Below are 20,546 nucleotides of genomic sequence, written 5' to 3'. Positions count from 1 at the left end.
CCAATATTAAAAACTCAACCTACATCAAACCCTGTAATTGCATCGCAACCATCATATCTCCTTCAATGGCAATATCACCATTCATCACCGCAGCCATAGGATTCAAGTCACCGCTCTGAAGTGCCATAAAGGTTTCAGAAGTAGTAGATATAGTACAGTCTGCTTCAGCATCTTCATTAGACACCTGATTGGCATCTCCCTTGCCATCAATAAAAATAACCTTATCATCTAAGACTATTTTTAAGGTTGCACCTAAAGGAGCAACTTGTGCTGCCCGTTTTTGAAATTCACTTGTGATAGCATCTAAGCTCATTGTCGTAAAAATTTGTTAAAAATGGTAAATAGTGCTAACATTTACATACTGTGTTAGCTCTGATAAAAAACGGCTGCAAGATAAGGTAATTACTTCAATCCATATTCAATCCTTCCAATTGAGGTTATAAAAATTCCGATTAATTATAGACTTTTGTGGCAAAACAAAATAAATGGCAGTTATTGCTCCTAAAAACACCTTAACACACGAAATACGAACCCAAAGTATTTGGAAATTGATGATACGTCTTTCTGCGCCTGCTATCATCGGTATGTCCGTCAATGGCATCAATGCATTTGTAGATGCAATCTTTGTAGGGCAATTCATCGGGAAAGAAGCGGTAGCAGCTATTTCTCTCGCTTTCCCTTTGACCATGATTACCAATGGTTTTTCTGCAATGATAGGAGTGGGGGCATCTTCCTTATTGAGCATAGCGATTGGGTCGGATGATGAAACTACGCAAAAAAAGATTTTTGGCACATTGACTGCGCTCTCCGTTATTGTATCGACAGTATTGAGCCTGTTGGGTATTTATTTTGCTCGTGATTTAATTGCTTTTTTGGGTGGAAAAGGCGAAATTCTGGAGATGGGAACGCTTTATTACCGTATTACGATGATAGGAGCTTTTTTCAGGATTTATGCGGTGGCCATCAATATGTTGATTCGGGCAGAAGGCAAAATCAAAGAAGCAATGGCTTTGAGTATAGTTAGTACGCTACTCAACATGGTTTTAGATCCTTTGTTCATCATTGTATTTGCTTGGGGTATTGCAGGAGCGGCGTGGGCAACGGTCGCTGCCATGGGCGTTTTCACCATTTTAGGGGTCTTATATTTTGTGAGGGGCCATGCTTCATATCCTATTTCATTGACTACTTTTAGCTTAGAAAAAAAACTGCTGCGTCCTATTTTGAGTATTGGCACTTCTGCAATGATGTTGCAAGTCATGTTTTTTGTACAGCAAGCGGTGGTATTCAAATCTTTAGCCTATTATGGAACCGATTGGGACCTGGCATTTATGGGCAGTTGTTATCGGATATTTCTGTTGGTTATTTTACCAACTATGGGTTTTGCACAAGCCATGCAGCCGATTTTAGGGATAAATTTTGGTGCAAAAGATTTTCAAAGAGTGAAGCAGACTTTTAATGTTTTTGCAGGTAGCGGAACTGTGTTTGTTTTGTTTTTGTGGGCTTTTATACTCTTGTTTCCTGAAATGATATTGGGTTGGATGTTGCCAGATGCGACACTTACTCCAAACGATGTATTCAATTTTCGGATCATGCTCAGTACCCTTCCTGTTCTGCCCATTTTCTTGATAGGTACTACTTTTTTTCAATCCATTGGAAATGCCAAGAGTGCGGGAATTGTCTTGATTTCGAGAGAAGTACTTTTGTATATACCTTTTACCTTAGCCTTGCCACTGTGGTTTGGAGTAGATGGCATTTATTATGCGGGAGTTCCTGTCAATTTGATTGTTATTGGGGTGGTGGTATGGATGATTTGGCGGGAGTTTGGGAAGTGGGCTAGGGTAGAAGCATTGAAGACGGAGTAGTTTTTGGTTAAAAAGAATAGTTTTTTTATAATATCCTTCAATTTTTGCAAAAAATATTGTCTTTTGCAGTAAATTTCCTGTATTTTTGATGGTGTAAAATCAATAAAATGGCATCTGTAAATGGTGATTGGCTGCATTCGAGGGTAAGCTCACATTTGAGCGAATTGATTATTACTCGTCAATTGGTTTTGGTGAGTAGGGAATTGAAATATAGTGGGTTCAAATGGTCAGGAGGGAGAGAAGGTAATAAAAAAATGTATAAATTTGCCAATAGTGTTGAAATTACCCCTTCTCAGATGCAAACGAAAATTCGGGCAATGATTCGCTATGGTTTTATCAAAGAAGGATCAACTTGTCCTTTGGAATGGACTACAATGGGAGATTTATGGAATGAATTATATAGTGTTGGTAATGATGTTGCTGCGAGAAAAATCTACCAATTAGTTTTACTACATTCCTTATCAATCTATACTTTTCGAAAGACCAACCCTCAGTATAGTTGTAATCCTACTCAAGGAGAATTGCCTTTGAAGACCTTATTTAATACACTGGATAATAATGGTGCAATATCCACCGCTGCTTTCAAAATCTTAGTAGATGGAAGGAAAACAGGAAGCGCTAAAAATGCTTCTTATTGGGGTACAGACCTAATCAATACTGGGATGTTTACATTGTTTAAAAACACGCATTTAGTATATAATCAACAATATAGAACCTTATTTGAAGCCATTAAGAATTTTCAACCGAATTTAGAATTAAGCGATACAGATTGGGAAGCCATAAGAGAAAATCCTCTTTTGCCTATTGCTCCTTTTCAAGAATTGGTGAAAGAGATTTTTCTTGATATTGGAGAACAGAAAGATGAGTTTGGAGGTTTATTTGAAGAATATTTGGTGGAACCTATTTTCTCTGCTATTGCAGCAGAAGAAGAAAAGCTGATTCCTGAAATGGATATTTTAAGCACAGGAACAAAATTTGTGCAGACTAAAAAACGTATCAGAAATGCTACTTGGTCTTTGAGAATAAAAAAGCAGTACAGCTATCAATGTGCTGTTCCTGAATGTGATGTGGAAGGGGGCATTTTTATTGAAGCTGCTCACATCAAGCCTGATAGGATAAGAGAAAGTGAAATTCCACATCGTACACACGTTTTAAATGGTTTATGCTTGTGCCGTCATTGTCATGTTGCTTTTGATAGCGGCTATTTTACATTGACAAATGATAGCAAAATAATTGTTGCAGAAGAATTTAAGCGAAAAATCACCTTACAGCATATCAAAAAGATAATACTTGCGAGTGAAAATAGACCTATCAAAAACCGAAAAGATAAGAGGCTGCCTTTGGCATCTTTTATAGAATATCACAGAAACCATAAATTCAAATATTGATTAAAATCCTCTTTTAGATGAATGTGACTTCCAATACAAGGCAATATATTGCAGACTTTGAAATAACGAATTATGTCAAAGAACAAATGGTTATACCTGGATTGTATGAAGTTGCAATTAAAAGAGAAAATAGCCAAATTGAGGAACAAAGACGCTTAATCAAAGATTTAGAATCAAAGTTTTCGCTGCAAAATGGCAGTAGCTTTAGCAATCAAGTTCATTTTCAAAATGCACCGAAAACACCTATTCAGCGGTGGTTTCCTTACCGAGAAGGGTATTCTATCAAATTAGTAGAAGCGTTTTTGAATGAGTTAGATATTCAAGAAAGTGTTTTTGACCCTTTTTGTGGAAGTGGTACAACACTTTTGGCTTCAAGGTGGAACAATGTGGCATCTTATGGAATAGATGTCAATCCAATTTCGGTATTGGTAGCGGAAGTTGAGAATAGTTTTTATACTTCTAAAGACCTTGATTTTTTGCAGAAAGTTATTGATGATTTATCCCATCTTCAAGTTTCCTGCAAAATCTATAAAACCAGTTTCACACTTTCTGATAAAGTATTCAATGAAACAATTCTTCATGCCTTGTTGCAATTGAAGGAATACATTGAAGCCATTGACTACTATGGCGTTCAAAAGATACTAACTATTGCATGGTTGTCTATTGTCGAAACGGTATCGAATGTAAAGAAAGAAGGAAATGGCATCAAATACAAAAACCGAAAGCGCACTAAAAATGGATACATTAACATTGAGCAGTCTGTGTGGGAAGATGCCAATTTCCCCAAAGATAAATTTCGTTTTGTTGTCAATATTTTGGTGGAAAAACTGCAAATGATGCTCCATGATTTAAAGCATCACTATGGAAAGGTTGAAAAAATACCTGTCATTTTTCAAGGAGATTGCCTACAGTTTGACAAATGTTTCAATGACGAAATCCATTTTACCTTTTTCTCACCTCCCTACTGCAATTGTTTCGATTATTTTGAGATTCATAAAGTCGAATTATGGTTGAGTGAATTGGTGCAAAATAGAAAGGAATTGAAGGAATTGAGGACAACAGGGTTTCGTTCCAATACCAATGCAGGCATTGACAAACCCATTGTGTATCATCATCCAACCTTAGAAAAATTGTTGCAATTATTTGATTATCAAAAATTATGGCATAAAAAAATACCGAGAGTGGTAATGGGATATTTTGATGATATGTTCATGCTTTTGAAGAAATTGTATCAACAAACTGCAAAAGGTGGTCATGTTGGAATTGTTGTGGGAAATTCTGCTTATACGGGAGTCATTATTCCAACAGATATTCTCATTGCAGATATGGCGCAGCAACTGGGCTTTGAAGTAAAAAATATTTTGATAACAAGACATTTAACCACCAGTTCACAACAAAAACAGCAGTTAGAATCACTCAAATCTTATTTGAGAGAAAGCATAATTCTTTTGAAAAAATGACAGCAATAAGTAATAAAAAAGTAGAGGAATATGTGACGGTAAAAGAAAAAATACCTTTACAAATCCCCAAAAACACCGTTTTTAACATTAACACCCAAAAAGTCACGACCTTAACGCATGGTTTTCACAAATACCCTGCTAAGTACATTCCTCAAATTCCCCGTTGGGCCATACAAAAATATGCTGGCGAGTCTATTCCCAAATTGATTTTAGACCCTTTTTGTGGCTCAGGAACTACATTGGTAGAGAGTTTGGTGAATGGTCAAAATAGTATAGGTATTGACATTGACCCTCTTTCTGTTTTGATTTCAAAAGTGAAAACAACAAAGGTGAACCCAACATTGCTTCACAAAATAGCGGATTGGGTAATACTTGAAATTCAACACCGTAAGAAGGGAAATTTTAGCCCTGATTGTGAAACCATTGAACACTGGTTTACCAAAGAGGCTATTCATATTTTATCCATTATTAGGACGGTTATTGACGAAGTACCTGTAAAGTTTGGAGAAGAAAAAGAGGTGAAGGACATACAGGATTTACTGTTGATATGTTTTTCTTCTATTATCCGCAAAGTTTCGAATGCAGATAATGAATCACAAAAAACCTATGTTTCACATACCAAAATAAAAACGCCAGAAGAACCTACTGCTCTATTTTTGAAGAAACTGCAATTATTTCAAGAAAGAATCGTGGCTTTTTCTAAGCGAATAAATGACCAGCAGAAAAGTACAATTATTCATACAAACAGTTCTAAGCCGCTTACCAATCACATTGCATCGAATAGCATAGATTTAGCGATTACATCACCGCCTTACATCAAAGCGATTGATTACATTTACAATCAAATGGCAGAGCTTTTCTGGATAGGAGACCTCTTCGATATGCAAACGCAAAGCCAACAAAACCAAAAGAAAAAAAAATACATTGGCACAAAGCACATACATAAACCCGAATATGCTTCTTATTCTCCTCTCGAAACATTGACGGATAGTGCTATGCTCAACCAAATTCTTCACGACATTTATACTTTTGACCCCAAAAATGGACACAAACATGCTTATTTGACCTATCGTTATTTTTCAGAAATGCGCCAACATTTTCAGCAGATGAATAGTGTATTGAAGAATGAAAGTCATTATGTTATGGTTGTAGGAAACAGCAATGTTAGCAGTGTTTTTATTGATACCGCTAACATTTTGATAGAAATTGCAGAAAAAGAGGGCTTCCAGTTGGTCAATCTATGGGGCTATAAAATCAAAAACCGCTATATGCGTTTTGACAGAAAAGGACGAGGAGGCATTATCAAGATGGATTGGGTAATGGATTTTGTGAAAGGCTAACCTGTTGTTTGTTTTTCACAAGAATCCCCTGATTGATCAACATTGCTATATTCATAAAAAACAGAGGCCCAATCTTGTCTGCTTCAAGTAAATCCGACACAAACAAATTGAGCACCAAAAAAGCAATGGACATCATAATGACCATGATAAAAGTCCTTTGATGGGGGTCTGTTGCAGCATGGTATATATTTTCACCCGTCACAAAAAGAGCAAGAATAAAAACAATGAAAATAAAGAGCCCAATGATGCCTTGTTCTACCAAAGTCATTAAAAAATAGTTGTGTACACCTGATTTTTCGGGATTATCACTCACATAGGTTTCAAAATCGCCAATCGTATAGTTTTTGTAATATTGGTAAAAATTACCAGGTCCAAAGCCTGCCCAAAAATTATCTTGACTCATATTGATAGCTGCAATCCATCGGTGAACACGTTCCATAAAAGAAACATCTTTTCCTTCAAATGTAGCCGATAAATGCGAACCGAGTTTGTGGTGGTAAATAGTGGATTCAAAATCAGGAGCAAAATCGAGAAAGCGATAGTCTTGGGAGTAGTATAAAATGGATAATGTAATGACAATTGTACCAATAATTCCCAAAAATGCCGATAGTCGGAATTTGAAAATGTAGTAAATTGCAGGAATTAACAGAATGCTTGCATAAGCAGCACGGGTATAGGCAAACCAGATACCTGTCAATATGACTACTAAACCAAGATGCAAAAACAAACTTACCAAACTTCCTTTTTTGACCCATCGGCGGGCAAGCCAAATATAAGGCAAGAAAATGACCAGGAAAACAGCATAGTTTACGTGGTTTCGGAAGAAAGGAACCATTGTTTTGTTCACCATCCTAAAGCCAAAATCGTAGGTCCAATGGAGATAAATCGCCCTTGCAGTGATAAAAACAAGCGGTACAAAAATCAACCAAAACACAGGCTTGAAGTCTTTTTCTTCTTTGATAAACAAGCCTGCTAAAAATACAAAAACGGTGATGTACCACAGTTTGACGAGGAAAAATTTGAAGGATACCAAGAAAACTAAGGAATAAACAACTGTAATACCTATCCATACAAGATGCAGCAAAATCAACAAGACAACTGGATGTCGGGTGAATTGTTTGGATAAAGCATTAGGGTGCATCCGAAAATATAGAAAAGCAGCAAACATCAACAAAACCATCAAAGGTTCGGTCGGAAAGTCCGTAGCTACTGCCCCCAAATCCACTTCAATAGAAAATGGCATGAGGAATATTAGTAGCAAGAAAATTTTCTTCAAATCAATCAACAAAAACAGCAACAGAAGTATAGCACAGGGTAGCGCATACAAAACTGACTGCTCCAACACAATTGCTCCAAAAACGGACAAAAGTGTTACAACAGCAAATCCTGAAAACAAATAAATCGGAGAAATTTGCTGAATGTCAGAAGGATGTAGAGAAGACTTCAAGAATCGTTGCGTTTTAATTTTTTTCAAACTTTATCTCCCTAAACTTCTCGACAAAAACCGACACGAATACCATCACGCCTAAACTGATAAGCACTGCACTCAAAATAATCAACAATCGTTCAGGTTTTGATTTTCGGTCAGCAGGTATCGCAGGCTCTATGATATAGAGGGTAGAATATTTTTGTTGAAGCACCTTGGCTTGCTGTTCATAAATCGTGTTGGAGAGATTGTATTGACCGAGAGCCGATTCCATTAGTTTTTCCAATACATTTTGAGTCACCGTATCCTTTGGGTTGTTTTGAATCACATGATTCAAACTGTCTTTGAAAAACATCATCTTTTCTTTGCGAATATCTTTATCCTCTTCAAAATAAGCCAATTTATCTTTCGCTTTTTCTGTCACTATCCGTCTATTCATTTTGTCCAAATAATCAACAATATCATTGGAGATAGTTGCAGCTAGTACAGGGTCTTTGTCCAAAACCTCCGTTTGCATCATGCCATTGGGTGTTTGATACGTTTTGATATATTCCCTAAATTGTTCTCTGATTTTATAATCCGAAAATTTTTCTTCCTTTTCTATTTCCCAATACTCGTGCAAGTTGTATTTTTCGATAACATAGTCCTGCAATTCTCTAGAATCCGCAAGAGTTTGTAAACGATACACGTCACTTGGACCTCCAAAAAGATACACAGGTTGGCTTCCTGCTTCAGTCAAATAAAGACTACTGGGTTCCATATAGTGAGGATTGGAAGGTTGGTAAATAACACTAGATGAATAATAATTGGGAAGCAGGAGTGATACAAGAGCACTTCCTACTGCTGCAATGGCGCACACTACTCCGATAGGTTTCAACCATTTGAGCAGTATCCGAATCAGTTCCTCCATAAAACAAGCTTGTTTTTTTTGTTAATTAGTGGGAGCAAAGGTAGCAAAAGTTTAGGAACGCCTGCTAAATAATTCAGAGATAGACTTCCGAAATTGATTCTTGAAATGTGGCGGGTTATGCTTGCTGTATAGTTCTTTTCAAAAGAAAAATTTCGGAAGCCTTTGCAAACTATCATGGATTGCTGTTCTCCTAAAATCCTATCACATATTCTGATAATAATACTGCAATTTTTCGTGGGTTTCCTGTGTTTTGATTGCAGAAATTAGGTTCTTCAATTGTTCAATTCTCTCGTCTAAATGGTGAACCTGTTGGTTAATAGTTTCACTTTCTTTACCTGATAAAGACGACAACATATTTCTTTTTGAACGATAAACTTCTAAGATAGAACTGATAGATTGTGTAGCGTTAAGTCGAATCCACCAGTTTTTGTCACTGATTGCAATTTGTTCTAAAGTAGGCAATCCTTTGTCCAATGCTGAATCACCCATTCTGCCCAAAAAATCGCCGTAAAACTCTACCAAAGTATAGCGGTCATTCCCCGTACTGTTTTGCAAACGATCTTCAAAGTAATCTTGCTTATCTATGTTGCCTTTTTCAGCATAAATCTTTGATACAATGGTCACAATTTTTGGGTTCTTGTCCGATTCCAATTGAAGGGCAAATTGGAGCGCATCATTTGGAGCCATATCATTCAAATATCTCAGTGCGGTTGCCATCACCAAATAAGAAGAATCTTTTATAGCCCTTTGAAAGACAGGGATATAGGTGGTATCTTGTTGCTCTCCCAATTTCTCCAAAGCGGCTGCTCTCACCAGTGATTTCGGATCATTTACAGCTATGTTCTTCAGTTTGTCTAAAATAGTTGTTTTCGTAGCTTCGATAGTTGTTTCGATGCGTTCCAAGGCCAATTTTCTAACCGACCAAGACTTAGAATCCAATGCCTTGATAATGGCTTGATGCACAAAATCTTGATCTACTTGAAACCGAGCCATTTTCAAAATTGCCTCGTATTGATCTAAAAACAAAGGCGCATGTTCAAGCTGATAAGCAAACATTTCCAATGGTTTATTATCCGTTTTGTCTGCCAATAATGCTTTATTAGCATCTACATTCACCAATTTTGGGGCTTCTGCTACTTCAAAAGTAAAAGTCTGAGAAGCTTCTGTTACTTCAATGTTTTTGCGCTCTACACTTCCGTCAGCAAGGTAAATATCGACCGACATAGGCAAGCGAAAAACGAAACCTTCCTGTGTTTGAAGTACAGTGATTTCTTGCAGTTTTTGGTCTGCAATATATCGTTGATTGATTTCTAAAACAGGATGTCCTTTGGTCAAAAACCATTGGTCAAAGAACCAGTTGAGGTCTTCTCCTGTCACTTCTTCAAAAGCCAATCGAAGGTTATGTATTTCAACAGATTGAAAGGCATTGGTTTTGACGTATTTGCGAACTGCTGCAAAAAAAGCATCATCGCCTACATAGTTACGCAGCAAGTGCATTACCCGACCGCCTTTTTGGTAGCTGTGTCTATCAAACATGTGTTCCCTATCTGCATAGTGAAAGCGAAAAATAGGTACTTGTTTTATTTCTGCTTCAGATAGATATGCATTTAAGTCTTGCATGAGGTGATAGTCTGCTTCTACTCTACCATACTTGTGTTCAAACCACAAATATTCGCCGTAAGTAGCAAATGCTTCATTGAGTGGAAGATTGGACCAAGACTCGGCTGTCAACAAATCTCCAAACCAATGATGTACCAGTTCGTGGGCAACAATATCTTCATTGTTGGCATCTATTAATTCTCTATCAGTGCGTTGTACACCATCATAAAAAATTACTGCTCCCGTATTTTCCATTGCCCCCGCTATGTAATCATGCACAGGGATTTGGGCGTATTGTTCCCACGGATAATCATATTGCAGCAATTCCGAAAAGAAATCCATCATTTCGATTGTATTACCGAAAATGTTTTTGGCGAAAGGTTCATATTCGTTTTCGACATAGTAGTTCACTTCAATGTCGCGCCATTTATCTTTCACCACTGCAAATTCGCCTACCACCAATGCCACCAAGTAAGGAGCATGATCCAATGTTTGCTTCCAATAATCAGTACGTGTGCCATCCAGATTTTGCTTACTACTGATGAGTTTGCCATTGCTAAAAGTCACATATTTCGACTGAACGGTAATATATAATTCTTGTGTAAATCGCTCATTTGGACTGTCAATGGTCGGAAACCAACAAGAATTTGCTTCCGTTTCACCTTGTGTCCATATCTGTTGAGGCTTTGTCGGATGACTTTTGTCTGCATTGATGAAGTATAAGCCTTTGTTATCATAAGTGATACCAGCGTTTTGCTCCAACAATCTGTCGGGCAATGCCGTATAGTCTATGAATACAGTGTAAGTTTCGTCTTTTGTATAGGTTTCCGGGAGTTGAATCTGCAATTGAAGGCTATCATAAGCAAAAGTAAGTGGCTTTTTTTGAGTGCCTTCGATCAATGCAATTTCATGTATGTCAAATCCTTTTGCATCCAAAGTGAGCAAAGAAGTGGGATAAAAATAAGGCTTAATTTGAAGTGTGGCTTGCCCAATAACCGAAGCTTTTTCCCAATCAAACCGAACTGACAAGCTTGTGTGTACAATATCGTTTACTCGCTTTTTAGTGGCTCTATAAGGGAAAACAATGGTATCCTTTTTTTCTTCAGTGTTTTTTACCTGCGTATTGGTATCAATAACAGTATTTTCTGGAGTTTGAAGAGCTTTTGGAGTCGCACAGGAAGACCACACAATGACAGTCAAAAAAAGGTTTAATAAGACGTACTTATTCATGGCTAGTAGATTTGGATGTCGAATAAAAGATGGTTTTTAATTGGGTTGCATGTGAAATGAACACAACTAAATATCATAAATATAGGTTAATCAAAGGTCTAAATGAAGTTGGGGTAGTAACAATAAAGGGAGTGTAGAATAGGGTAACAAAAATAATACAGTTGGGTTTTCAGTATCTTTTTGCAGCATCTTCATAATACTGTCTGTAATTACCAGACTCTATAGGATTCAAATTTTGGGTCGTACGTTTGTAAACATATACCATTGCTTCAACCGTATGACCATCGTCTGTGGTTACTTCCATCAATACACGTTCATACAATTCTGGGCAACCTTCGTATTCGTCCAATAATTCAACCAGAGGCACTTCGCATGGAGGGATCCTAAAAAGCTCGCCATGCACCTTAGAACCAGGACGACCCGCAGAAATTGCAGCAGGAAACTCACCTACATCGTAGAGGCTACCTTCGATGTAGCCCTTTCCTGTATAGGAAAAGGAACGTTCAACTAAATTTGACATTTCATTGTCGAATCCTCTTTGCAAACTACCGTAGGCAAAAATATAAGAAGAGGGGAGATCGTTTGGAGCAACTTTCATGATATTATAGAATAAATGGGCAAAACTAAAATACAGTAAAATTTAAGCTGTTTTTAGGGATTTTCCAAATTTAATATTGCGTACAAAAGATTTTGTTGATTCCGCAATGTTATTTGACCCCTCCAATGTCTTAATGTATGCACTGCCAATGATGGCACCTTCTGCGAATTGACAAGCCCTCGAAAAACTCTCATGGTCTTTGATTCCAAAACCAATCACCAAAGGATTTTTAAGGTTTTTGTTTGCAATTCGCTGAAAATATGCTTCTTGTATATCGGAAACCTGTTTCACTTTACCTGTAGTGCTGTTATCAGATACGACATAAATGAAACCTTCAGTGTGTTCGTCAATCAGTTCGATACGTTTGTCAGCAGTTTGAGGCGTAATCAACAAGATATTGGATAAATTATGGGCTTCAAACAAAGACTTATAGGATGTTACATATTCTTCAATCGGCAAATCTGGTAAAATCACCCCATCAATACTCACTTCTGTCGCTTTTTTACAAAATGATTCCATACCATATTGCATCACAGGATTGAGATAACCCATCAGCAACAAAGGAATAGAAACTCGTTCTCGAATGTTCTGCAACTGTTCAAAAAGAAGAGCCAAACTCATCCCATTTTGAAGTGCAACCTCCGAACTGTGCTGTATCGTTGGCCCATCTGCAATTGGGTCAGAAAATGGAATTCCTATTTCAACCATATCCGCACCAGCATCTTGAAGTGCTTCAAGAATGACTGCTGTATCCTGCAATTGAGGATAACCCGCCGTAAAAAAAATGGATAATACTTTGGGATTGTCCTTTCTTTGAAACAATGTGGTGATTCGGTTTTGCATCTCGTCTTTTACTTTTTTAGACGTAAGACTAATGACATAAGGAGTAATCAAAGACCTCTGAAGGTTTGAAGTTTTCTTTCGTCTTACATCTCACGTCTTTTTTTTTAAACAAACAACTGCTTCGCCTCCTGATGTACCAATTCCAAAGCATCTTCTGTCGGACTGCTTTCAGCTTCAATGACATACTGAAACACTGCACGAATCAAATCTCGTCCAGACGCATCACTTGGTAAAGAGCCTGCTACACGATTGATGATGGTAATCGTTTCTTCGGTTGCAGCTTTCACCACTGCCCATACCTTGCGAGAAACATACAATTGTTGGGTGATGTTGTGTTCATACTCCATCCTTACACTGCTTATCAGTACAATGTGCTGTTCGGGAGCAGTCGCAAAATCGCCTTGGTTTCGGGTCAAAAGATGCTGAGGACTAATGCGTTCCAAATAAAGAGCCAAACGCTCATAAGCCTGCAATCGGATAGGCAAAGAGTCATTGCGTTGTTCCATTCTTCTCTCCAACTCCATTCGCTTCAAGCCATCTTCCAGCATTTTGGACAACACAAAGTAGGCGGTCAAAAATACCACCAAAGAAGGAATCAAATATTTGAGAATTTCTATAGCAAATTCAGGCATAGGTATATAAAAAATATTGGTGATTCGATAAAAATGCAAAGATATACTAAATTGCGGGTAAAATTATATTATCCCCAAAACAATCCCTTGTGCAACAGCCAAACTCTGCCAAACCAGTTATCCTGTATGTTATTCCTTCTTTGGCTTTTGGAGGGGCTGAGATTCAAGCTCTTCAACAATTGAACTACTTACATCGACAAGGTTTTGAAGTCTATTTGATAGTATTGAGCGAAATCAGCGATTTCCCGATTCCCATTCAATTTCCTGAAAAACAAATTGAAGTTTTGGGTTTTTTATACAGTTCTTTGATATTCAATGCTGTACAAAAATCGTTTGCACTTGTATTGCCCCTTCTTCAATTCATTCAAAAACGCCAAATCACCCATGTTATTGCACATTTGCCCCTCAGTCATTGGGTGATGCGCCTCGTCAAAATGCGCCAAAAAATAAGCGGACAAGCTACTATTCAACTCATTCAATACCATCATGCTATTCAATACGAAGAAAATCCACTTGATACCTTCTCCAAAAAAGCCTTCAATGCCTTCAACAGTCAATTGGCAAAACAAGTAGATGATAGCAACATCTTTGTATCAAAAGCAGCATTTGACAACATTTCTAAATACCTCCATATCCAAAACCCCAAAATCATCCACAATGCAGTCATCGAAAATAGGGTAGGGAAGGAGCTTGCGCTTCATTACCTGCAAAAAGAGGGCATCAAACAGGCTGATTTTTGCATGGTTTTACCAGGTCGAGTGCTTGCCGAAGTGAAAGGACACGGTTTGTTGATTGCCGCTTTTCAGACTTTGCAGCAGCGTTTTGGATGGGAAGTAGGGGAGGTAAAGGTCATTTTTGCAGGAGGAGGTCGATCTATTCCTGCATTGAAGGAAAAAATAGCCACCGTAAAACTCATCGATTTTTTCCATTTCACCGATTTCATTGAAAATACCTTGCTGCTTTCTTTTCTGCAATTGGCGGATGTGGTGGTCATTCCCTCGATTGCAGAAGGGTTTGGAAACGTGGCAGTTGAGGGCTTGATGCAGCAAAGTACAGTGCTTTGCTCCAATGCGGGCGGATTGAAGGAAATTATCACCGATGGCTTCAATGGATGGGTATTTGAAGCGGGAAATGTGGAGCAACTGACGGATAAATTAGCTTATTTGTATCAACACCGACACGAAAAACTGTTGGACAAAAACGCACTATTGGAAGATTTTCGCCAACGTTTTACAATTGAAGGGCAAAAAAAACAACTTTTGGATTTTTTGAAATTGTAAGGTTATTTGGATTTTGGACGGAAGAAGTAGGAAGCAAGATTTGGAATATAAGTAATTGATAATTAATTTTTTTAGAAACAAATTACTATCAGTACATCTATGTTCAATTCCCAGACCATTTGAACCAGCCGAAGCTCACCACTAAAATCCCTGCAAAAACCAATGCCAACTCAAAATTATACACCGTAATCGCTACCAAAGAAACGCTTGCGATTACCAAAGCCACAATTGGAGCAATCGGATAGAAAGGCACTTTGAAGGGACGCTCCAAATTGGGTTCTTTTTGGCGCAGCACCAAAAGTGAGACCATCGAAATAATGTAGAGCGTCAAAGCTCCAAAACAAGCAATGGTGATGATTTCACCCGTTTTGCCCGTCAATAAAGCCACCACGCCAATCAGCATGTTGAAAACCAAGGCATTGGCAGGAGTGCGAAAACGAGCATCTACTTTCCCCAAAATGCGGGGCGCAAAACCTACTCTTCCAAACTCAAAAGTTGCCCGTCCAGCCGCCAAAATGATGCCGTGAAACGAAGCTACCAATCCAAACAAACCAATCGAAGTGACCAGATGGTACAAAATATGGGATTCACCCACCGCATGGGCCATTGCCAAAGGAAGTGGGGAGTCGGAAGCCGCAGCACCAGCTGAAGGAAACACAATCGTTTCCCAGCCATTGATGCCGACTGCCGAACTGAAGGTCAAAATGCACAACACTACCAAGGTCAAAATCGCTGAACCAAAGCCAATCAAGACATTGCGCTGAGGATTCACCGTTTCTTCTGCTACATTCGCCACCCCTTCAATGGCCAAGAAAAACCAAATGGCAAAGGGAATTGCTGCAAATGCTCCCGACCATCCATTTGGTAAAGCGTTGTGAGTCAAATTTTTCCACTCAAAATGAGGCATTGCCGCCCCTGCAAAAATCAACAATTCCAATACGGCAATTACTGTAATGACCAATTCAAAAGAGGCTGCTGCTCGCACACCATAGATGTTCAAAGCAGTGAAAACCAGATAGGCAATGACCGCAATGAGTAAAATAGAAACGGAGGGCATAAAGATGTTGAGATACGCTCCAATGGCAAAGGCGATGGCTGGTGGCGCAAAGATAAATTCGATATTTTGTGCCATGCCTCCCAAAAAGCCCCAATTTTTGCCCAAGGCTCGAAGGGCATAGTCAAATGCGCCTCCCGCTTTAGGAATCGCACAAGCGAGTTCGGTATAGCTGAAAGTGAAGCACAAATACATAATGATAATGAAAAAAGTCGCTACTGCCAGCCCAAGTGTTCCGCCTTTTTCGAGGCCCAAGTTCCACCCAAAATACATACCTGATATCACATATCCAACGCCCAATCCCCAAAGCATGAGTGGTCCGAGGGTACGTTTGAGTTGAGGTGAGTTGCTTTTTTGTGTCATTTTTTTTGTGTTGAGGTTTTAGTGTTTTGAAGTATTGGGGTTTTAAATTTGCCTAACCTCTATTGGTATTAAAAACATAAAATTTCCCCATTATCGGCTTCATGCCTTTTACTGCCGCTTTCCAATAATACAAACCTGTTTTGAAGGGAGATGATTTTCCAAGGTTAATAACGTAGGTTCTTTCATTGGCAGCCAATTCGATAGGTGGGATAACTTTGCGGCGATTTTGGTTTTCGATTTGCAGCAATATAGGAGCATTGGCAGTCGCTTCAAATTGAAATTCAATGGCATTTAAAAACAATTCTTCGGGTTTTGGGCGCAAAACCTTTAATTGAAGGGCAGCCGAAGCAGTAGAACGAAAAGTGAGGCTTTCCGTTATCATTTTTTCATAGCGAGGTACGGGCGTTACCGATGCCTTTATTTCTTCCAAAAGTCTGTCCAAATCCATCGGATTGTCGGACAAGGACAAATGACTTTGTTGAAGGTCAAAAAAAGGATGTGCTTCTAACTTGCTGTAATCCTTGTCTTTGATAAACATTGCCAAAGTTGTCACGTCCTCGTCACATTCCTCACATTCACTCAGATGTTCATAGAGTATTTTGGGCAGTTCATCGACTTTGTCCAACTGAATGGCTTCGGCATACAACATCCTTGCCTCATCGCTAAGGTGTTCGTTTTCAAAAAAATGATGGTTGGTTATTGTGTTCATTGTTTCCATTTTTTGTACTGTAAAAAAGAATTTCTATAACCATAGACGATAAAGAAACCCTTTTTTGGAAAAAGAAATTTACGCTCCTCGATAATACCCATGCACAAAATCCTCCAAACTAAACTGACGTGCCTGTTGAAGACCAATGTGCTGAAAAATGGCGACCAACAATTGCTTTTCTGCCGAAGCATAGCGTTTTCGTAGGGTATCTGGCTTCAATTCTTTTGTATGTTTCCAAGTGATGATTTCTGCCAAATGTTCAAAAAGATTTCCTTTGGTAAAGTGTTGGTAATCTATGCCAAAATAGCTTAAAATTTCTACTACCACATTATCAGGGCAGTTTTGCCAATACTCAAAAACGTCTTTTGAAATCAATACTAACCATTGATTGACCTTCAAACACAATACAAAATCCAGCCTTGCTTCAATTGGGTGTTTGCGGAGGCAAACCTCGAAAATGTTTTTTTGGAGTTCAATGGCTTCTTCGGTACTCACCATATCCTCAGCGGTTTGATGGGCATGCCAATTCAGTTCATTCGACGAGTCCAAGTTGCTGATGTCGTCGTAATCCACTGCGGATTGTTGTTTCTCATGCACTTTTGTCAGCCGCTTATAGGTTTCGTGTAGAAGATTGCGGAGAACTGTCTTGAAATAGGTACGGAAGAGTGATTTTCCTTCAAACTGTACCAACTTTGGCAAAATTCGTCGGAGCAATACTTCATTGAGTTCTTGCACTACCTCACTTGTTTCGAGTTGTTTGAAACTGCCACGACTTTGGTAAATCATGGTTTCTTTGAAGATTAGTTTTTGGTATTTGGTGATGATGCGGTTTGGTTGGTCGGAGTAGAGCAATTGCAGGTCTTGTTTATTGCAGAGTTGATTGCAGATGCTGCGTATTTTTCGCACCAAAAAACCATAAACCGTGGTTTGAAGTGTACCTGTATGGTTTTGAAGTTCTTGTAATAATATTGCTGTTATTTTTTGTTGAACTTCAAGTGGGTTTTTTATCTCCAAAAAACCATTATTGACGTATTCTGTCAGCCATTTTTGAATGATTTTAGCGTGTTTTTCTATCAGTATTTCGGGTGAATGTTGCAGCAAATAAAGGTCGTCTTTTAGGTTCATAGCTTTTGGGATAAAGTGTAACGAAGCAAGATGCGAAAGGTCGAATATACTTATTATTTAGAGAATTTTTTGTTGGTGAGAACGAATAAATACCTTCAAACTCCCCAATACTTCAATGGCTTTTTCCCTGCAATCGCCGATTTTGCGCCAACCAAATCAATATCAAGCCTCCAATTACCAAAGGAATACTCAACAACTGCGTATAACTTGCTTCTACTTTGAAAAACTCCAACAATGCACGCAAACCAAAGGTCAGGACAAAAAATACGCCCAACAAAAATCCATCGGGTAAATCTTTCTTTTTGTGGAACAAATACATCATAAACGCAAAAACGCCTGTGAGCATCAACGTTTCATACAATTGAGAAGGATGTCGGGGATAATCATCTACTTTGGTGAACACAAAAGCCCAGGGAACATCCGTCACTTTCCCATACAACTCCGAATTGAACAAATTGCCGATGCGAATAAACGCTCCCAACAAGGGAATCACAATGGCCGATAAATCCAATACCTTTATCAACGGCACTTCCTTGCGAGAACGGCTATATAAGTATATGGCAATCAATACTCCAATCACCCCGCCATGACTCGCCAATCCTCCATGCCAAACCTTCAAAATTTCGATGGGATCTCGCATATAGAAATCCAAGTTGTAGAACAATACATCTCCCAAACGTGCGCCAATCACTCCTCCAAAAAATACATATTGCACCAAATCAATCACCGTTTCTTGGTCAAATCCACTTTTGCGGTACAAATAGCGCATCAATGCATAACCAACAATAATTGAAGTAGCCCACATGGTGCTGTACCACAGTAGTTTGAAGTTGCCAATTTGCAGAATGGCAGGTTCTACATTCCAAGTAATGTAAGTGAGTAGGTTATAATTCATGCTGTGTTATCTAATGTCCAATATCAAATCGTGGATTATCCAACTTTGCTGCAAATAGGACATTCATTTGCATCGTGTCCTCTTGCAGGGCAGTATTCCCGACCGAAAAAAATGATTTGTAAATGTAACTTATTCCACGATTTTTTCGGAAAAATTCGCTTCAAATCTCGCTCTGTTTGCACCACATTTTTACCACTCGTTAATCCCCAGCGAGTTGCTAAGCGGTGAATGTGCGTATCGACAGGAAAAGCAGGTTCACCAAAAGCCTGTGACATGACCACCGAAGCAGTTTTGTGTCCCACCCCTGGCAATGCCTCCAAATCCTCATAATTTTGCGGGACTTTTCCATTGTGTTTGTGCAAAAGTATCTCTGATAAATCATAAATCGCCTTCGATTTGCGGGGCGACAGGCCACAAGGTCGAATGATGGCCTTGATGTCTTCTACTTCACATTGCACCATTTTTTGAGGTGTATCTGCCATCGCAAATAGGTGAGGAGTCACTGTGTTTACCCTCTTATCAGTACACTGGGCAGACAACAATACGGCAATCAAAAGTGTGTAAGGGTCTTCATGTTGAAGTGGCACATCTACGGTAGGGTAGAGTTCTTCTAACTTTTGAAGGATAAAAGTGGTTTTTTCTTTTTTGGTCATTTGGAGGGTTATCTTTAGACGAAAGATATAAATGTTTTGAGTAAAATCAGCATCATCTACAAAATCTGCGATCATGATCACTTCATCACAAACTTCAAGATATTCGCCTTTCCATCTCTTGCTTCATTGCCAATGTATAAATCCCCGTTTGCCATAAAACAGATACTTTCGGGTTGTTTAAAAACATCAGGGTCAAGCGGTTCGATGTGGACAATGTTTTTTCCTGCTGCGTCCATTACTACCAATAATTTGCCTACTGTAGCTATCAAATAAATTTCTTTGGTAAGCGGGTGTACATCAATGCCCGAAGGTTGAAAAGACAAATCACCGCTTGCAGGATTCAAAAACTTGGCAACTTTATTAACGATATCTGCGCTTTTGTCATTGGCTAAATGACGGGCCAAGCTGTCCAAAGATATGGCAAACAAAGGTTCTGGATTCATTTCTTTTTTAGCTAAATTGAAGGAGTACACCGCTTTGTAGTTGTTCCATTTGGGGTCATCGTGTGCTTTTCCTTTGCAGGCAATCAATAGGTTTTGTTTTGAAGCATCCAAACACAAACCTTCTGTATCGTTTGAAGAACTCAATGAGGTTTCGTACTTTTCTGTTTCTTGATCGTCTGAATTGAAGTTGGTAATTTGGTACAAATCACCATCGCTTCGAAGCACCCAAATTTCCTTTCCTACTACTTCAACATCTTCAAAATCACCATTTTTGCCAAAATCTACATCACTCGTAATTTCATCGGTTTCAAAGTTGTAAATATACACATTTGCTTTCTCGTCTTGAATGCAAGCAAACAAAGTGCCTCCCAAAAAATCCAAACCTGAAAGTTCGTCAAGTTCATTGGGAAGTTTTTGTTTTTGAGTGGGTTCTGCAAAATTGTAAGGAAAAACATATTTTTCGTCAGGTGCTATTTTTACGCTTGCATCTTTAATGGCTGCATCTGTTTTTGCAGTGGTAGCTTTACTTTTGGGTTTGCAGTGGGCAAAGAACAACAAACAACTGAGGTAGATTAGTATTCTGTACATATTTTTTTTGTTTTGGTGTTTTGGTGTTTTTTGGACTTTGGACGAAAGAAGTGAGAAGCGGGAAGCAAGATGTAAAGATTTGGTAATCAATGATTTGCTTGTTTTCGTTGTTTGGTCGTAAGTTGTTCATTATCAATTTATTAATGTC

General features: G+C 38.5%; 18 protein-coding genes. 5 read left to right on the top strand and 13 right to left on the bottom strand.

Annotated features, from left to right (window positions below; genetic code table 11):
* Positions 1 to 19: 19 nt before the first annotated feature.
* On the bottom strand, positions 20 to 313 hold the full coding sequence (locus tag R3E32_08485) for an SCP2 sterol-binding domain-containing protein (GenBank protein ID MEZ4884746.1): 294 nt from the start codon (positions 311 to 313) through the stop codon (positions 20 to 22).
* 172 nt (positions 314 to 485) lie between these two features.
* Between R3E32_08485 and R3E32_08480 the strand changes: the two genes are divergently transcribed.
* The 4 genes from R3E32_08480 (at position 486) to R3E32_08465 (ending at position 6,050) form a co-directional block, all read left to right on the top strand.
* Positions 486 to 1,862 (top strand): MATE family efflux transporter, encoded by a 1,377-nt coding sequence (locus tag R3E32_08480; protein MEZ4884745.1) that lies wholly within the window; start codon positions 486 to 488, stop codon positions 1,860 to 1,862.
* A gap of 107 nt (positions 1,863 to 1,969) precedes the next feature.
* The gene (locus tag R3E32_08475) at positions 1,970 to 3,250 is read left to right on the top strand and encodes an HNH endonuclease (GenBank protein ID MEZ4884744.1); all 1,281 of its coding nucleotides are present in this window, start codon (positions 1,970 to 1,972) and stop codon (positions 3,248 to 3,250) included.
* 17 nt (positions 3,251 to 3,267) lie between these two features.
* Positions 3,268 to 4,710: a hypothetical protein gene (locus R3E32_08470; GenBank protein ID MEZ4884743.1), complete on the top strand. Its 1,443-nt coding sequence runs from the start codon at positions 3,268 to 3,270 to the stop codon at positions 4,708 to 4,710.
* Entirely contained in the window at positions 4,707 to 6,050 is a 1,344-nt protein-coding gene (locus tag R3E32_08465) for a DNA methyltransferase (GenBank protein ID MEZ4884742.1), read from the top strand. Before R3E32_08470 ends, R3E32_08465 begins: the two co-directional genes overlap by 4 nt.
* Here the strand turns inward: R3E32_08465 and R3E32_08460 are convergent.
* From R3E32_08460 to R3E32_08435, 6 genes are all read right to left on the bottom strand, one after another.
* Positions 6,013 to 7,497: an O-antigen ligase family protein gene (locus tag R3E32_08460; protein ID MEZ4884741.1), complete on the bottom strand. Its 1,485-nt coding sequence runs from the start codon at positions 7,495 to 7,497 to the stop codon at positions 6,013 to 6,015. The two genes, R3E32_08465 and R3E32_08460, sit on opposite strands and share 38 nt — an antisense overlap.
* Before the next feature lie 13 nt (positions 7,498 to 7,510).
* Positions 7,511 to 8,386 carry a hypothetical protein gene (locus R3E32_08455; protein MEZ4884740.1) on the bottom strand — a complete coding sequence of 292 codons (876 nt, stop codon included), beginning with the start codon at positions 8,384 to 8,386 and terminating at the stop codon, positions 7,511 to 7,513.
* A 201-nt stretch (positions 8,387 to 8,587) separates the two neighbouring features.
* On the bottom strand, positions 8,588 to 11,215 hold the full coding sequence (locus R3E32_08450) for a M1 family aminopeptidase (protein MEZ4884739.1): 2,628 nt from the start codon (positions 11,213 to 11,215) through the stop codon (positions 8,588 to 8,590).
* Positions 11,216 to 11,384: 169 nt separating this feature from the next.
* Positions 11,385 to 11,813 carry a gamma-glutamylcyclotransferase family protein gene (locus tag R3E32_08445; protein MEZ4884738.1) on the bottom strand — a complete coding sequence of 143 codons (429 nt, stop codon included), beginning with the start codon at positions 11,811 to 11,813 and terminating at the stop codon, positions 11,385 to 11,387.
* Between the two features lie 42 nt (positions 11,814 to 11,855).
* Entirely contained in the window at positions 11,856 to 12,707 is an 852-nt protein-coding gene (trpA, locus tag R3E32_08440; GenBank protein MEZ4884737.1) for a tryptophan synthase subunit alpha, read from the bottom strand.
* Between the two features lie 53 nt (positions 12,708 to 12,760).
* On the bottom strand, positions 12,761 to 13,288 hold the full coding sequence (locus tag R3E32_08435) for a hypothetical protein (GenBank protein ID MEZ4884736.1): 528 nt from the start codon (positions 13,286 to 13,288) through the stop codon (positions 12,761 to 12,763).
* A gap of 89 nt (positions 13,289 to 13,377) precedes the next feature.
* On the opposite strand from R3E32_08435, the gene R3E32_08430 reads away from it, so the two are divergent.
* Positions 13,378 to 14,568, top strand: coding sequence for a glycosyltransferase family 4 protein (locus R3E32_08430; protein MEZ4884735.1), 1,191 nt, complete (start codon positions 13,378 to 13,380; stop codon positions 14,566 to 14,568).
* Positions 14,569 to 14,671: 103 nt separating this feature from the next.
* On the opposite strand, the gene eat is transcribed toward R3E32_08430, so the two are convergent.
* The 6 genes from eat to R3E32_08400 all read right to left on the bottom strand — a co-directional run bounded on the left by eat (position 14,672) and on the right by R3E32_08400 (position 20,398).
* The gene (gene eat, locus R3E32_08425) at positions 14,672 to 15,985 is read right to left on the bottom strand and encodes an ethanolamine permease (protein ID MEZ4884734.1); all 1,314 of its coding nucleotides are present in this window, start codon (positions 15,983 to 15,985) and stop codon (positions 14,672 to 14,674) included.
* 52 nt (positions 15,986 to 16,037) lie between these two features.
* Positions 16,038 to 16,694, bottom strand: a complete 657-nt coding sequence (locus R3E32_08420) for a hypothetical protein (GenBank protein MEZ4884733.1) — start codon at positions 16,692 to 16,694, stop codon at positions 16,038 to 16,040.
* Between the two features lie 78 nt (positions 16,695 to 16,772).
* Positions 16,773 to 17,819, bottom strand: coding sequence for a hypothetical protein (locus tag R3E32_08415; GenBank protein MEZ4884732.1), 1,047 nt, complete (start codon positions 17,817 to 17,819; stop codon positions 16,773 to 16,775).
* Positions 17,820 to 17,931: 112 nt separating this feature from the next.
* On the bottom strand, positions 17,932 to 18,714 hold the full coding sequence (lgt, locus tag R3E32_08410; protein ID MEZ4884731.1) for a prolipoprotein diacylglyceryl transferase: 783 nt from the start codon (positions 18,712 to 18,714) through the stop codon (positions 17,932 to 17,934).
* 35 nt (positions 18,715 to 18,749) lie between these two features.
* Positions 18,750 to 19,367 carry an endonuclease III gene (gene nth / locus R3E32_08405; GenBank protein ID MEZ4884730.1) on the bottom strand — a complete coding sequence of 206 codons (618 nt, stop codon included), beginning with the start codon at positions 19,365 to 19,367 and terminating at the stop codon, positions 18,750 to 18,752.
* A gap of 77 nt (positions 19,368 to 19,444) precedes the next feature.
* On the bottom strand, positions 19,445 to 20,398 hold the full coding sequence (locus R3E32_08400) for a hypothetical protein (protein ID MEZ4884729.1): 954 nt from the start codon (positions 20,396 to 20,398) through the stop codon (positions 19,445 to 19,447).
* Positions 20,399 to 20,546: the final 148 nt, after the last annotated feature.

Source organism: Chitinophagales bacterium, assembly GCA_041392475.1.
Classification (GTDB): Bacteria; Bacteroidota; Bacteroidia; order Chitinophagales; family UBA2359; genus JAUHXA01.
Note: the sequence above shows the minus strand (reverse complement) of the source record. Positions and strands in the feature narration are given on the sequence as shown.

What these genes read in the sequence shown, in the direction of transcription:
- R3E32_08485 (MEZ4884746.1), bottom strand. Translation starts at nt 313, where the DNA reads ATGAGCTTAGATGCTATCACAAGTGAATTTCAAAAACGGGCAGCACAA.
- R3E32_08480 (MEZ4884745.1), top strand. Translation starts at nt 486, where the DNA reads ATGGCAGTTATTGCTCCTAAAAACACCTTAACACACGAAATACGAACC.
- R3E32_08475 (MEZ4884744.1), top strand. Translation starts at nt 1,970, where the DNA reads ATGGCATCTGTAAATGGTGATTGGCTGCATTCGAGGGTAAGCTCACAT.
- R3E32_08470 (MEZ4884743.1), top strand. Translation starts at nt 3,268, where the DNA reads ATGAATGTGACTTCCAATACAAGGCAATATATTGCAGACTTTGAAATA.
- R3E32_08465 (MEZ4884742.1), top strand. Translation starts at nt 4,707, where the DNA reads ATGACAGCAATAAGTAATAAAAAAGTAGAGGAATATGTGACGGTAAAA.
- R3E32_08455 (MEZ4884740.1), bottom strand. Translation starts at nt 8,386, where the DNA reads ATGGAGGAACTGATTCGGATACTGCTCAAATGGTTGAAACCTATCGGA.
- R3E32_08450 (MEZ4884739.1), bottom strand. Translation starts at nt 11,215, where the DNA reads ATGAATAAGTACGTCTTATTAAACCTTTTTTTGACTGTCATTGTGTGG.
- R3E32_08445 (MEZ4884738.1), bottom strand. Translation starts at nt 11,813, where the DNA reads ATGAAAGTTGCTCCAAACGATCTCCCCTCTTCTTATATTTTTGCCTAC.
- R3E32_08435 (MEZ4884736.1), bottom strand. Translation starts at nt 13,288, where the DNA reads ATGCCTGAATTTGCTATAGAAATTCTCAAATATTTGATTCCTTCTTTG.
- eat (MEZ4884734.1), bottom strand. Translation starts at nt 15,985, where the DNA reads ATGACACAAAAAAGCAACTCACCTCAACTCAAACGTACCCTCGGACCA.
- R3E32_08420 (MEZ4884733.1), bottom strand. Translation starts at nt 16,694, where the DNA reads ATGAACACAATAACCAACCATCATTTTTTTGAAAACGAACACCTTAGC.
- R3E32_08415 (MEZ4884732.1), bottom strand. Translation starts at nt 17,819, where the DNA reads ATGAACCTAAAAGACGACCTTTATTTGCTGCAACATTCACCCGAAATA.
- lgt (MEZ4884731.1), bottom strand. Translation starts at nt 18,714, where the DNA reads ATGAATTATAACCTACTCACTTACATTACTTGGAATGTAGAACCTGCC.
- nth (MEZ4884730.1), bottom strand. Translation starts at nt 19,367, where the DNA reads ATGACCAAAAAAGAAAAAACCACTTTTATCCTTCAAAAGTTAGAAGAA.
- R3E32_08400 (MEZ4884729.1), bottom strand. Translation starts at nt 20,398, where the DNA reads ATGTACAGAATACTAATCTACCTCAGTTGTTTGTTGTTCTTTGCCCAC.